Annotated in this window: 14 protein-coding genes; 7 read left to right on the top strand and 7 right to left on the bottom strand. The window is 60.3% G+C overall.

What is annotated here, in order from left to right; translation table 11 throughout:
- Nucleotides 1–199: 199 nt before the first annotated feature.
- Nucleotides 200–670 carry a DUF1289 domain-containing protein gene (locus JMN22_RS19205; RefSeq protein WP_198797473.1) on the top strand — a complete coding sequence of 157 codons (471 nt, stop codon included), beginning with the start codon at nucleotides 200–202 and terminating at the stop codon, nucleotides 668–670.
- Nucleotides 671–774: 104 nt separating this feature from the next.
- Here JMN22_RS19205 and JMN22_RS19200 read toward each other — a convergent pair whose 3' ends face one another.
- Nucleotides 775–1,638: a universal stress protein gene (locus JMN22_RS19200; protein ID WP_198797474.1), complete on the bottom strand. Its 864-nt coding sequence runs from the start codon at nucleotides 1,636–1,638 to the stop codon at nucleotides 775–777.
- Between the two features lie 159 nt (nucleotides 1,639–1,797).
- On the opposite strand from JMN22_RS19200, the gene JMN22_RS19195 reads away from it, so the two are divergent.
- Complete coding sequence (locus JMN22_RS19195) at nucleotides 1,798–2,400, top strand: tRNA-(ms[2]io[6]A)-hydroxylase (protein ID WP_198797475.1); 603 nt, start codon at nucleotides 1,798–1,800, stop codon at nucleotides 2,398–2,400.
- Here JMN22_RS19195 and JMN22_RS19190 read toward each other — a convergent pair.
- The 3 genes from JMN22_RS19190 to JMN22_RS19180 all read right to left on the bottom strand — a co-directional run bounded on the left by JMN22_RS19190 (nucleotide 2,397) and on the right by JMN22_RS19180 (nucleotide 4,808).
- On the bottom strand, nucleotides 2,397–2,885 hold the full coding sequence (locus JMN22_RS19190) for a GFA family protein (RefSeq protein WP_030142646.1): 489 nt from the start codon (nucleotides 2,883–2,885) through the stop codon (nucleotides 2,397–2,399). The genes JMN22_RS19195 and JMN22_RS19190 overlap by 4 nt on opposite strands.
- A gap of 202 nt (nucleotides 2,886–3,087) precedes the next feature.
- On the bottom strand, nucleotides 3,088–3,702 hold the full coding sequence (locus tag JMN22_RS19185) for a DNA-3-methyladenine glycosylase family protein (RefSeq protein WP_198797476.1): 615 nt from the start codon (nucleotides 3,700–3,702) through the stop codon (nucleotides 3,088–3,090).
- Between the two features lie 23 nt (nucleotides 3,703–3,725).
- Nucleotides 3,726–4,808: a bifunctional transcriptional activator/DNA repair enzyme AdaA gene (locus JMN22_RS19180; protein ID WP_198797477.1), complete on the bottom strand. Its 1,083-nt coding sequence runs from the start codon at nucleotides 4,806–4,808 to the stop codon at nucleotides 3,726–3,728.
- Between the two features lie 146 nt (nucleotides 4,809–4,954).
- Between JMN22_RS19180 and JMN22_RS19175 the strand changes: the two genes are divergently transcribed.
- On the top strand, nucleotides 4,955–5,443 hold the full coding sequence (locus tag JMN22_RS19175) for a hypothetical protein (RefSeq protein WP_198797478.1): 489 nt from the start codon (nucleotides 4,955–4,957) through the stop codon (nucleotides 5,441–5,443).
- Nucleotides 5,444–5,520: 77 nt separating this feature from the next.
- On the opposite strand, the gene JMN22_RS19170 is transcribed toward JMN22_RS19175, so the two are convergent.
- A complete protein-coding gene (locus tag JMN22_RS19170; RefSeq protein WP_198797479.1) occupies nucleotides 5,521–6,975 on the bottom strand; it encodes a TrkH family potassium uptake protein in 1,455 nt (484 codons plus the stop codon).
- A gap of 176 nt (nucleotides 6,976–7,151) precedes the next feature.
- Between JMN22_RS19170 and JMN22_RS19165 the strand changes: the two genes are divergently transcribed.
- Complete coding sequence (locus JMN22_RS19165) at nucleotides 7,152–7,739, top strand: LysE family translocator (RefSeq protein WP_198797480.1); 588 nt, start codon at nucleotides 7,152–7,154, stop codon at nucleotides 7,737–7,739.
- A 136-nt stretch (nucleotides 7,740–7,875) separates the two neighbouring features.
- On the opposite strand, the gene JMN22_RS19160 is transcribed toward JMN22_RS19165, so the two are convergent.
- Nucleotides 7,876–8,700, bottom strand: coding sequence for a helix-turn-helix transcriptional regulator (locus tag JMN22_RS19160; RefSeq protein ID WP_198797481.1), 825 nt, complete (start codon nucleotides 8,698–8,700; stop codon nucleotides 7,876–7,878).
- 119 nt (nucleotides 8,701–8,819) lie between these two features.
- Here JMN22_RS19160 and JMN22_RS19155 point away from each other — a divergent pair, with 119 nt between their 5' ends.
- From JMN22_RS19155 to JMN22_RS19145, 3 genes are all read left to right on the top strand, one after another.
- On the top strand, nucleotides 8,820–9,782 hold the full coding sequence (locus JMN22_RS19155) for a sensor domain-containing diguanylate cyclase (RefSeq protein WP_198797482.1): 963 nt from the start codon (nucleotides 8,820–8,822) through the stop codon (nucleotides 9,780–9,782).
- Nucleotides 9,783–10,125: 343 nt separating this feature from the next.
- The gene (locus tag JMN22_RS19150; RefSeq protein WP_198797483.1) at nucleotides 10,126–10,671 is read left to right on the top strand and encodes a lipid II-degrading bacteriocin; all 546 of its coding nucleotides are present in this window, start codon (nucleotides 10,126–10,128) and stop codon (nucleotides 10,669–10,671) included.
- Nucleotides 10,672–10,677: 6 nt separating this feature from the next.
- Nucleotides 10,678–11,091, top strand: coding sequence for a hypothetical protein (locus JMN22_RS19145; protein WP_030142638.1), 414 nt, complete (start codon nucleotides 10,678–10,680; stop codon nucleotides 11,089–11,091).
- 53 nt (nucleotides 11,092–11,144) lie between these two features.
- Here JMN22_RS19145 and fabI read toward each other — a convergent pair whose 3' ends face one another.
- A complete protein-coding gene (gene fabI, locus JMN22_RS19140) occupies nucleotides 11,145–11,939 on the bottom strand; it encodes an enoyl-ACP reductase FabI (protein ID WP_003202751.1) in 795 nt (264 codons plus the stop codon).
- Nucleotides 11,940–11,945 lie beyond the last annotated feature (6 nt).

Below are 11,945 nucleotides of genomic sequence, written 5' to 3'. Positions count from 1 at the left end.
CAACACCGCTCTGAAGGAACGACTGTGCTCGTGACGCTTTGAAAACAGCTTCTAACGGACATTGGCGCCTTAAAAGGCTGGCTGATTCTACGGGAAAAAAAAATTAAAGGTAAGTTGGGCTTCCAGGTTTGAGGGGTGATCAATCTTAGACAAAGGGCTAACATGCCCGCCTGTCCTGTTTTTGCGTGTGCGTTGCCTTATGCCCAACCAGCTCATCAAGACGCCCTGCGTCGGCCTCTGTTCCACTGTCTACGGTGATCTGGTGTGCCGTGGCTGCAAGCGGTTCCACCATGAAGTGATTCACTGGAACGGCTACAACGAGGACGAAAAACGCGCGGTATGGATGCGGCTCGAGCAACTGCTGGTGCAGGTGATGGTGGCGAAGCTGGAGGTGTTCGACCCGGCGCTGCTGCGCCAGCAACTGGAAGCGCGCAAGATCCGCTTCGTGCCGCACCAGTCGGAATATTGCTGGGCCTACCAGTTGATCGCCCGTGGCGCGCGGGTGATCAACAACCTGGAAGCCTATGGCATGGTGCTGCTGCCCGAATTCCGCGATTGGGAGCTGCCGGACCTGCGCGATGCCATTGATCGGGAATTTTTCCTGCTGTCCGAAGCGCATTACCAGCGCTATATCGCGCCGGGGTTCCTGAAGGATGCGATTGGCGGCTGAGCCTTAAAGGCATCGCGAGCAAGCTCGCTCCCACACTGGACTTGGGAGTCCACACCCCTGTGGGAGCGAGCTTGCTCGCGATGGCGATCTTAAGGACAACAACCTCACTCCTTGACCGCCAATTCCACCAGGTGATCCTCGACCTCCTGCGGCTTGAGTACCAGCACGTCGCTTTCCAGCGCATCGAGCACGGCTTCGGCGGTGTTGCCAATCAACACGCCTGACAAACCGGAGCGCGCCACGGTGCCGATCACCGTGACCGCGGCCTGGAGCTTGTGGGCCATGTAGGGAATCAACACGTCCGCCGGGCCTTCCTGGATGTGCAGGTGCTGGTCGTCAATGTCGAATTCGGCCTGGAACGCCCGGCATTGTTCGCGATAACGAGCCTCGATGGTTTCCTTGAGCTGGAACGTCGGGTCGGCCGACGAGAGCATCGGTGACGGATGGGCGCTGATGACATGCAGGTGCGCCTTGGCCAGGAGGGCGATGTCATAGCCATGGTCGATGATAGTCGAGTGCAGGTGGCGATGCTCGCCATCGGCATTGCCGACGTCGACAGCGGCGAGGATGACCCTGTCCTTCCAGGAGCCGGTAGTCTTGACCAGCAGCACCGGGGTCGGGCAATGGCGCAGCAGTTTCCAGTCCGCCGGGGTCAGTAGGGCTTTTTTCAACGGGCTGTCGGGGAAATGTTGCTTGATGACCAGGCCACAGCCTTCGGCTTGTTGCACGTCGATGATGGTTTCGTGGAGGCTGTCGTTCCAGGCTTGCTCGGTGGTCACACTGTAGCCATCCGCCGCCAGCGCTGCCTTCAGCACGCTGAGCATGCCGGCATGGTCGTGGTGTTTGTCGCACACCAGTAAGTGCAGGTGGGCTTGGGTCACTCCGGCGATCAGCTTGGCGCGCTTGAGCGCCAGGCTTTCCGAATGTTCGGGTTCGATGACCACCAGGATGCTGCGAATGGCTTGCATGATCGGCGTCTCCAGCAATAAAGAGGCATGGCGTTGCTCAACTATAGTTGCTGTGGATGGCCCGTCGACTTGATGCATATCAACGGCGGTGGCTGGTGGTCTGGAGGCAGGCCGGTATAATCGGCGCCCTTTGCTCGACTACCTTTTCCCGTGAGCCCCATGATCCTTCCCGAAATCCACGAATTCCTTGGCTGCCGCACGCCCGATGCCTGGGTCCAGGCTGCGCTGGCCGATCAGGAAACCTTGCTGATCGATCACAAGAACTGCGAGTTCAAGGCCGCCAGCACTGCCCTGAGCCTGATCGCCAAGTACCATTCCCATGTTGACTTGATCAATATGATGTCGCGCCTGGCCCGGGAAGAACTGGTGCATCACGAACAGGTCATGCGCCTGATGAAAAAGCGCAAGGTCGGCCTGCGCCAGCTTTCCGCCGGGCGCTACGCCTCGGGCTTGCGTAAAGTGGTGCGCAGCCACGAACCGGTGAAACTGGTGGACACCCTGGTGGTTGGCGCCTTTATCGAAGCCCGCAGCTGCGAGCGTTTCGAGGCCTTGGTACCGCATCTGGACGAGGAGCTCGGTAAGTTCTACTTCGGCCTGTTGAAAAGCGAGGCCCGGCATTTCCAGGGCTACTTGAAGCTGGCCTATCAGTACGGCGACGCCAAGGACATCGCCCAGGTGATCGACAAGGTGCGCGCCGCCGAGCGGGAGCTGATTGAGTCGCCGGATGTGGAGTTCCGGTTCCACAGTGGGGTGCCGGCCTAGCGGCCCAAACCCAACCGCTCATGCCATTGGGCAATCGACTCTTCGGGATACACCTCGAACTGTTGGTCGCCCGGATGCGCCTCGACCTCGACCCACGGGGCCTTGGAGCCCAGCATCAGGTGGGTGTGTTCCGGCGGGATCGGCAACGGCGTGTCGATGGCCGAGGCAAATGGATGAATCAGCTCCGGCCATTCCGGGCTGAACAGCCACAGCCCCGAGCCGCATAACGAGCAGAAGTGTCGTTCGGCGCTGCTGCGGTGGGCGCGTTTATCGCCTTCATCCTTCAGTCGCGCGTGATAGACCGTGATGTGCTTGCGGCCTTGCACCTTCAGGCTCTTCGCGTCGCCCCCCAGGTTGATCGCAAAACCGCCGCCGCCCTGGGTCTTGCGGCAGATCGAGCAATAGCAGCGCTGATAAGGGTAGGGATGGCGGCTGTCCAGGCTGAATGACACGGCGCCGCAGTGGCAAGATCCTTCGAGGTGCATGGGAACCTCCAGTGGATTGGAAATGGTTCAGTACAGCCTAGACGGTCGGCGTTTTTTGCCGGTTGGATTTATGTTGAATATGCGGACGCCTTCGCGAGCAAGCTCGCTCCCACAGGGGATCTTCAGTGTCCACACATTGTATCTACACAGAAAATCCCCTGTGGGAGCGAGCTTGCTCGCGAAGAGGCCGGTACAGCCAGCATCACTTCGGCACCCGCCACAAATACCACGCTGCCACCGTACGATAAGGGCTCCAGGCCTGGCCGATAGCGATCATCTGTCGGCGGTTTGGCTGAGCCTCCAGTCCCTTGAGCCGCCGATACCCCTCGCGAACCCCAAAGTCATCCGCCGGCAGCACATCGGGCCGCTCCAGGCTATAGATCAAGAGCATCTCCACGGTCCAGCGCCCGACGCCGCGCAAGCTGACCAGGCGTTCGATCAGCGCTTCGTCGTCCATGTCTCGCGCCGTGGCGTAATCGGGAACGATGCGGTCCAGTGTCGCCTGGGCGATGCCTTGGAGGGTTGTGATCTTGCTGGCGGAAAATCCGCAACCGCGCAGTTGCGCCACGTCTGTCGCCAGGATCTGCTCGGGGCGGGGAAACGCCTGCGCCGGGAACAACGCCCGGAGGCGACCGAGGATCGCATCGCCTGCCTTGGCATGCAGTTGCTGGTAGGCGATCGCCCTGACCAGGGCTTCATAGGGATCACGGGCCGGCTTGGGCAGCAGCAGGCAAGGGCCAATCGCCTCGACGTGCCGTCGCCAGTCTTCGTCGAGATTCGCCAGGAAGACACTGGCGTCGTGGTAGGGCGCAGGCATCCGGTGATGGTCCTCCGGAACGTTCAAAACGCCAGCGGCAGTGAAACCTGCACCTTGGCTTTTTCCAGCCGCAACAGAAAAGCCTTGCGTGGCTGGCCGCCACCGTAGCCGGTCAGCGAGCCATCGGCACCAATCACCCGGTGGCAGGGGATGACGATGGCCAGGCGATTCTGCCCGTTGGCCAGGCCCACGGCGCGGCTGGCGCCAGGGCTGCCCAGGGCGGAGGCGACTGCACCGTAGCTGCGGGTTTCACCGTAGGGGATTGTCTGCAGTTCGGCCCAGACCCGGACCGCGAACGCACTGCCGGGCATGTGCAGCGGGACGTTGAACACCGTGAGTTTGCCGGCGAAATACTCCGCCAGTTCGGTTTCGATCTGTTGCAGATGAGCGTTGTGCCCCGGTGCGACCGTGTAGCCGTAGCGTTGCTGCAGTTCCTCCAGCTCTTTGGTCAGGGCCGGGCGGTCGAGAAATTCCAACAGCACCAGGCCTCGGCGCTCGGCCATTGCCAGCATTGGTCCCAGCGGCGTGGTCAGGCGAGTGAACAACAAGGGTTCACTCAGGCCGGCCCGGCCAGGCGTGATATGGAAGGATTTCACGAAGGCATCACGAAAACCGCTCAGGGATTCATAGCCGGAATCGAACGCCGCGTTGTCGATCGACGCGCCGTCCTTGATGCCGCCCAAGGCAATGCCCAGGCGCCGGGTGCGCAGGTAGGCGTGAAACGTCATGCCGAAATGCTGCTTGAACCAGCGGCGCAATGTCAGCGGTTCGATGCCTTGTTCCAGTAGCAGGGCGTCGGTCCAGCGCAGGTCGGGTTCGGCGTCCACGGCCTTGAGCAGCGCCAGGATCCAGTCCGGCGCAATGGCCGCGGCGTCCAGCGGCTTGCAGCGCAGGCAGGCTCGATAACCGGCGGACATGGCTTCGTCGGCGTGGGCAAAGAATTCCACGTTCTCCGGTTTCGGCTTGCGCGCGGTGCAACTGGGGCGACAGAAGATGCCGGTGGTCTTGACCGCAGTGAAAAACACCCCCTCATAGGCGGTGTCTCGTTCGAGCATGGCGCGGACCATCTCGGCGTGGGGCGGGAGCAGCGAGTCATGTAGGTTCATGTGGCAGAGCATAGAACCGCGTCCGGGACGACTCCACCGAAAAATCGACAGGGAATTTTCCTGTCATTTGGTCGGACGCTCACGAACAAAAATTGAACCTTTGAGTCTTAGAGGTTCACCCGCTGTTTTTGTCTTTCGGAGACATCATGTCCAAACATAAGAAAACCCTGATTGCCGTCGCTGTCTGTGCCTTGGCGTTCGGTGCCTCGGCATTGTTGCCTGCCGACCTGTCGCCAATCGGCTCGAGCTATGCCGCAGGCGGTGGCAATGGGGGCGGGGGTGGTAACGGCGGCGGAAACGGTGGCGGCAATGGCGGCGGCCACGGTGGTGGCATGGGGGGCGGCATTGGCGGTGGCCAGGGCCATGACAAGTCGGGCGATTCCAGCGGTCATGGCAAGGGACTGGCCAGCGACCACACCGGCACCCGCACCCGCGATCATGGCCTGAGCGGCAAGCACACCGGTACCACCCGCACCGATCGTGCCAGCAAGTCTTCCGTGACCTCAGCCATTGCCAAGGATCGTGATGCGCGCGGCCTGACCAAGGCGTCGGCAATTTCCACTGCCACGCCAGGCACTCACAACACCAAGGGCCTGACCAACGCGACCCGCTCTTCGATAAAGAACGACCGCTGATTGCTTGAAGGAAGCCGCGATGCCTGTTTGCAGGTATCGCGGCTTTTTTTCGTCTGCCAATCGGCCGTGGCGAAGGGTCAGTATTTCCAGAACACCGGCGTGAACAGCACCAGCACCGTCAGGATTTCCAATCGCCCCAGGAGCATGCCGATGGTCAGCAGCCATTTTGCCGAATCGGGCAAGGTCGAAAAATTGCCGGCCGGGCCGATGATATTGCCCAAGCCCGGGCCCACATTGCACACGGCAGTGGCTGCGCCGGTCAAGGCGGTCGTCCAGTCCAGGCCGATCAGCGCGAGGCCCAGGGCAATGGCGCCGATCGTGATGGTGAAGAAGAACGAGAAGGTCAGCAGCGAGCGAACGATTTCCTCGTCGATGGGGTGGTTGTTGTATTTCTTCTGGATCACCGCCCGGGGGTGGATCAGTTGCTTCAAGCTGCCCATCAGCAGGACCTTGGCGACCTGAAAGCGAAAAATCTTCAGGCCCCCGGCCGTAGACCCTGAACAACCGCCGACGAAGGTCAGGTAAAAGAACAGCAACAGGGCGAAACTGCCCCACAGCGTGTAGTCACCCAAGGCCACGCCCGTGGTGGTGACGACAGACGTGACGTTGACCGCTACGATACGGACCGCGTCCCACCAGCTGTTGTCGCTGTTCAGGCTCAGCCAGGTACCGACCACGAGCCAGGTGACCACCAGGAACCCGATGAAGCCCCTGACTTGCTGGTCCTTGAGCAAGGCGCGCCGGTGGCCTCGCAGCGTCGCTACGTACAGCGTGAAGGGCAGCGAGCCGGCCATCATGACGACCACCGACACCCAATGAACCGCCGGTTGCGGCCAGTGCGCCAGCGAAGCATCGGAGGTGGAGAAGCCGCCGGTGGAAATCAACGACATCGCATGGTTGATCGCTTCGAAGGGCGTCATGCCGGCCAGCCACAGCGCCAGGGTCGAGAGGGCGGTCAAGCCGACGTAGATCCACAGGATGTAGTTGGCCGCGACGTGAGAGCGCGGCGTGACTTTCTCCGACCAGTCCGATGATTCGGTCTGGAACAGCCGCATGCCGCCGACCCGCAGCAACGGCAGGACCGCCACGGCCATGCCGATAAAACCGATTCCGCCGAGCCAGTGCAACATCGAGCGCCAGATCAACAGGCCCGGAGACGCTGTATCCAGCCCGGTCAGGATGGTCGAGCCCGTGGTGGTGATGCCCGACATGGTCTCGAAGAAGGCATCGGTGTAGCTGATGTGCTGGATGAACACCATGGGCAGGGCGGCGAACGCGCAGACGAACACCCAACTGGCAGTGGTCAGCAGGTACATTTCCCGGGGGCGCATCTGGGCATGTTCCGGACGGCCACGGGCGACCAGTGCGATGCCGCAGACGAAGGTGATCAGGCTCGACCAGAGAAACGCCGACAAGTCATCGTTGCGGTCGTAGAACATCAGCGTGAACAGCGGAATCGCCATGCTGATCGCGAGGGTGATCAGGAAAATACCAAGGATGAAACCGATGAGACGCAGAACCGCAATTGACATGAGAAACGCCTGATCCAATGAGCCGCACAGTATCGATTTTGGTGAATCGCCTGCCGCGTAAAGTTTGCGTAAAAAAATGAGCGGTGGCGCTCGATGACAAGGCAGTTTTCTTCAATACCCCCGGAGCAGGCCCGTTTACCTTTGGGTCTCTTTCCTGAACTGAAGAAGATTATGTGATGAGCTTGATATTTTCCATGGCAACCTTCGCGCTGGTGGCTTCCATTACCCCAGGGCCGGTCAATATCGTGGCCCTCAGCGCCGGGGCCCGCTATGGGGTTCGCGCCACCTTGCGTCATGTCGCTGGTGCGACCCTGGGGTTTGTCCTGCTGCTGGTCTTGATGGGGTTGGGGTTGCACGAGGTGTTGCAGCGCTGGCCGGGGCTGACCCGCGTGGTGCAACTGGCGGGCGTGGCGTTCCTGTTGTACATGGCCTGGAAACTGGCGATGGACAACGGCGCGCTGGGGGACCGGGACGAGGGGCGCGCGCCGTCGATGTTCCATGGCGCGCTGATGCAATGGCTCAACCCCAAGGCCTGGCTGGCCTGCGTCGCGGGGATGGGCGCTTTTGTGGCCGATGGCGAGGCATCGCTGGTGTGGCAGTTCGCGGCGATTTACCTGGTGATCTGTTACCTGTCCGTGGGCTGCTGGGCGTACGCCGGCAGCTTCCTGCGTACTTGGCTGGGGAATCCGGCGACCATGCGCCTGTTCAATCGGGCGATGGCGGCGTTGCTGGTGGCGAGTGCGGTGTATCTGGTGTTGCCTTGAGCCGGCGGTGACAGCATCCGCACTTGTTGTGGCGAGGGAGCTTGCTCCCGCTCGACTGCGTAGCAGTCGCCCAGAATCGAGGGCTACTGCGTAGCCCAGCGGGAGCAAGCTCCCTCGCCACGGGGAATGGGCTGCATCAGCCGCGATACTGCCCGGGCGTTGCCGCCAGGTGTTGCTTGAAGGCGCGCTGGAAATGCGCCTGGTCGGCAAACCCACTCTCCAGCGCCACGTCGGCGATCAACTTGCCCTCGCGCAATTGGCGACGGGCGAACTGGATTCGCCGGTTGATCAGGAAGGCATGGGGCGTCATGCCGTAGTGACGTTTGAACGCCCGGCTCAAATAGGATGGGGAAAGCTGGGCGAAGGCGCAGATGTCTTCAAGCTTGAGGGCTTCGGTGCAATGATCATGAATGAACTGCGCGGCCCGCATCAGCGCCGGATGACTGCCCCGATCCGGGCGTCCCGCCGGGTTGAGCCGATGCTGCAGGTCAGTGAAAAACGCCATGGCGGCGCCTGTCTTTTCATCGGCATCGATCTGCTCGTCCACCAATACTTCGTAAAGCGCGCACAGGCCGGAATAGAGCACGACGTCCCGGCTGTGCGTCGTGTCGAATGCCTGGAAGTCCAACGTCGGATCAAAGCCGATCCGCCGTTGCAGGTCCCGCAGCCACTGCGTGTCGACATACAGCATCACGTAGGACCAGGGTTGATCGTTGATCGGGTTGCAGGCGTGGACATCGCCCGGGTTCATCAGCACCACCGTGCCGCTCTGGACCTGGAAGCGCGACTGTTCGTGCAGATAGGTACTGCGTCCGCCCGTGATCGCGCCAATGGAAAAATGGTCGTGGGCGTGGCGCGAATAACAGACCTTGCGGCCATCGGCGATGGATCGGGCTTCGATAAAGGGCAGCGCCGCGTCGCGCCAGAAGCGTGGGGCGGCGTCGTGGTTGGCGGGCTTCATCGATGTGTGTCCTGTTTTTTTTGGCTGCTTGAGTGTATTCGCCTGTGCCGCAAAATGCCCGTTCGAGTTCGGCACGGGCCTGGACTAGAATGCAAGGACTCTCGCCAACGGAGTTTCCGATGCTTGCGCCCGGCAAACCTGACAACGAAGCCGTCCGGCTGAAAAACCTGCAATCGCTGAAGTTGCTCGATACCGCCCCCGAGGAGCGGTTTGACCGACTCACCCGTCTCGCCCGGCGCCTGTTCAACGTGCCTTTTGCCCTGGTTTCACTGGTGGATGCCAACCGGCAATGGTTCAAGTCCAGCGCCGGCCTGGATGCCAGTGAAACCCCGCGAGAGATATCCTTCTGCGGGCACGCCATTCTGCAAGACGAGATCCTGGAGATTTGCGACGCGGAGCAGGATGAGCGGTTCCATGACAATCCGCTGGTTACGGACCAGCCCGGCATCCGCTTCTATGCAGGCCACCCCTTGGACCTGGGCGATGGCAGCAAGATGGGCACCTTGTGCCTGCTGGACACCAAGCCGCGCAAGCTCAATGACGAAGAGCGCGAGCTGCTGCGGGATCTGGCGAGCATGGCCGAGCAGGAATTGATCGCCGTGCAGATGGCCAGCATGGATGAACTGACGCTGTTGTCGAATCGGCGCGGCTTCAAGACGTTGGCCCAGCATGCGCTGAACGTATGCGATCGGCTTTCACGACCGGCCACGCTGCTGTTTTTTGATCTCAACGATTTCAAACCCATCAACGATCGCTTCGGGCATGCCGAGGGCGATTGCGCGCTGAAAACCTTTGCCGACGTGCTGCGTATCGCCTTCCGCGAAAGTGACGTGATCGGCCGTCTGGGCGGTGATGAGTTCGTGGCGTTGCTTACTGGCTCCTCCCATGTCGAGACGACTGCGATCATGGCGCGGCTCGGGGAAATTCTCGACGAGCGCAACGCGACTTTGAAGCGCGGCTACGACATCGGTTTCAGCGTTGGCCAGATCGAATACGACCCCGAGCGGCATGCATCGATCGACAGCCTGCTGGCGGAGGCGGATGCGGCGATGTACCGGCAGAAGCAGGCACAGCGCCGATAGCCCTGGCCACAGTACCCTGTGGGAGCGAGCTTGCTCGCGAAAGCGGTGGGTCAGTTGGCGCTCATCACCATTGGCTGATCCGCCGCAATCGCGAGCAAGCCCGCTCCCACAAGTATTGTGCAGGGCAAAAAAACGCCGCTTGTCCTTTCCTGGGCAAGCGGCGTTTTTCTGCAACCTGAAGATCAATTATAGGCGCTAAATCCAAGGGGGCATTTGCAACGGAAATCTTGACTCATTTCAAAGACCGCAACGTAGGACGGCGAGTTTTGCGCAACGTGCCAATTTGATAATAGGTGCAACGCTATAAATATGTACCGCACGATGGGCACGGGAAATATGCAAGATGGGTTTTGCATCCGGTAATGCTGAGTCACAACCGCAGCGTTACGCCTATTTGAAAAATACTGAACAACTGGCAGTCGAGCAGGAATTTTCTGGAGGTATTTTTACCCCTTTCAGGGCTATTGGTCATTGGCTGCTGGGGAAGGGCAAACCTGTCAGCGTTCGACTCGACAGAACTGGGATCAGCCCAGCGCCGAACAAAATTCCTGACTTGATGGCGATTATCAACACGGCTGGAATTGGCGTAACCACCGTTAATCTAAGGGTTCCCTACTCCACGGCTCAGGACTCGAACATCGCGAGAATATATCTTGGAAATATCACGCTTCAAATTACCGGTGAGGTAATCCGCAATACATCGGGTAGCCTGAAATTTGCCGGTACCGCCAAGGCTTTTTCGGATCGCTATGACGCCAATGCCAGCAACCATCGTGCGATATTTGACGAGGGCGCGACCAGCGCACTGCGTCAAGTGGGGCGAGTGGCCCGAGCACAGGATTACGAGATACGGATTACGGGTGAACTCCCCATCAATTTTTCAAGGTAACCCACTATGATTCGCAGAGAGAAGAGGTTGGTAGCGGCTGTTATTAGCATTCTGGCAGCCTGTGCAATGCTGTTTTTCTTTCCGTCAGACAGTGTGGTGGAGAATCCTGGAAATCCCAATGACACCTATGGGTTGCCCCCTGTTTCGATCTATTTGGTCGTACTGATCATACTGGCCGTGACATCAGTGGCTCTGACGGGATTAGGTAGTGTTGCGCGTAAGCTTCTCAAGCACGGCTCGTTCAGACTGCATATAGGTCTGTATGTATTTTCCAATGCTCCGTTTGTTTTAACGTCCCTTCTGGGGATGTTGGTTTCAGTGGCCTATATGTATGACAGCATTTCGGGAGTACTGGCGGCGTTATTGTTTCTACTCTCTTTCGTCGGGGTGTTGTTAGCCATTCCACACAAGGCAAACTAAAAACGCCGCTTGTCCTTCCCAGGGCAAGCGGCGTTTTTGTTGAATCGCGAAGATTACTCTTCGATATTACCCATGGCGGTGGTGTTGAAGCCGCCGTCCACGTACATGATTTCACCGCTGATGCCCGACGCGAGGTCCGAGCACAGGAAGGCGCCGGCGTTGCCGACTTCTTCGATGGTGACGTTGCGACGCAGCGGGGTTTGCGCTTCGTTGGCGGCCAGCATCTTGCGGAAGTTCTTGATGCCGGAGGCGGCGAGGGTGCGGATCGGGCCAGCCGATACGCAGTTTACGCGGGTGCCATCCGGGCCCAGGGAGCCGGCCAGGTAGCGAACGCCGGCTTCCAGGGAAGCCTTGGCCATGCCCATGACGTTGTAGTTCGGCATGGTGCGCTCGGCGCCCAGGTACGACAGGGTCAGCAGGCTGCCGTTGCGGCCTTTCATCATTTCGCGACCGGCCTTGGCCAGCGCCACGAAGCTATAGGCGCTGATGTCGTGGGCGATGCGGAAACCTTCACGGGTGGTGGCTTCGGTGAAGTCGCCGTCCAACTGGTCGCCCGGGGCGAAGCCGACGGAGTGCACGATGCAGTCCAGGCCGTCCCACTTCTTGCTCAGTTCTTCGAAGACCTTGGCGATTTCTTCATCGCTGGCCACGTCGCACGGGAAGCACAGCTCAGGGCTCGAACCCCAGCCTTGCGCGAACTCTTCGACACGACCCTTGAGTTTGTCGTTCTGATAAGTGAAGGCAAGCTCAGCGCCCTCGCGATGCATGGCGGCAGCGATGCCGGATGCGATGGACAGCTTGCTGGCGACACCGACGATCAGTACGCGCTTACCGGCGAGAAAACCCATGTGTTG

Origin of the sequence: Pseudomonas sp. HB05, assembly GCF_016756915.1 — a bacterium.
GTDB lineage: Bacteria > Pseudomonadota > Gammaproteobacteria > Pseudomonadales > Pseudomonadaceae > Aquipseudomonas > Aquipseudomonas alvandae.
The sequence above is the reverse complement of the archived record's forward strand: the minus strand, read 5'-3'. Positions and strand labels throughout refer to the sequence as shown.

What these genes read in the sequence shown, in the direction of transcription:
- fabI (WP_003202751.1), bottom strand. Translation starts at nt 11,939, where the DNA reads ATGGGTTTTCTCGCCGGTAAGCGCGTACTGATCGTCGGTGTCGCCAGC.
- JMN22_RS19180 (WP_198797477.1), bottom strand. Translation starts at nt 4,808, where the DNA reads ATGAACCTACATGACTCGCTGCTCCCGCCCCACGCCGAGATGGTCCGC.
- JMN22_RS19150 (WP_198797483.1), top strand. Translation starts at nt 10,126, where the DNA reads ATGGGTTTTGCATCCGGTAATGCTGAGTCACAACCGCAGCGTTACGCC.
- JMN22_RS19160 (WP_198797481.1), bottom strand. Translation starts at nt 8,700, where the DNA reads ATGAAGCCCGCCAACCACGACGCCGCCCCACGCTTCTGGCGCGACGCG.
- JMN22_RS19185 (WP_198797476.1), bottom strand. Translation starts at nt 3,702, where the DNA reads ATGCCTGCGCCCTACCACGACGCCAGTGTCTTCCTGGCGAATCTCGAC.
- JMN22_RS19205 (WP_198797473.1), top strand. Translation starts at nt 200, where the DNA reads ATGCCCAACCAGCTCATCAAGACGCCCTGCGTCGGCCTCTGTTCCACT.
- JMN22_RS19155 (WP_198797482.1), top strand. Translation starts at nt 8,820, where the DNA reads ATGCTTGCGCCCGGCAAACCTGACAACGAAGCCGTCCGGCTGAAAAAC.
- JMN22_RS19170 (WP_198797479.1), bottom strand. Translation starts at nt 6,975, where the DNA reads ATGTCAATTGCGGTTCTGCGTCTCATCGGTTTCATCCTTGGTATTTTC.
- JMN22_RS19195 (WP_198797475.1), top strand. Translation starts at nt 1,798, where the DNA reads ATGATCCTTCCCGAAATCCACGAATTCCTTGGCTGCCGCACGCCCGAT.
- JMN22_RS19165 (WP_198797480.1), top strand. Translation starts at nt 7,152, where the DNA reads ATGAGCTTGATATTTTCCATGGCAACCTTCGCGCTGGTGGCTTCCATT.
- JMN22_RS19190 (WP_030142646.1), bottom strand. Translation starts at nt 2,885, where the DNA reads ATGCACCTCGAAGGATCTTGCCACTGCGGCGCCGTGTCATTCAGCCTG.
- JMN22_RS19175 (WP_198797478.1), top strand. Translation starts at nt 4,955, where the DNA reads ATGTCCAAACATAAGAAAACCCTGATTGCCGTCGCTGTCTGTGCCTTG.
- JMN22_RS19145 (WP_030142638.1), top strand. Translation starts at nt 10,678, where the DNA reads ATGATTCGCAGAGAGAAGAGGTTGGTAGCGGCTGTTATTAGCATTCTG.
- JMN22_RS19200 (WP_198797474.1), bottom strand. Translation starts at nt 1,638, where the DNA reads ATGCAAGCCATTCGCAGCATCCTGGTGGTCATCGAACCCGAACATTCG.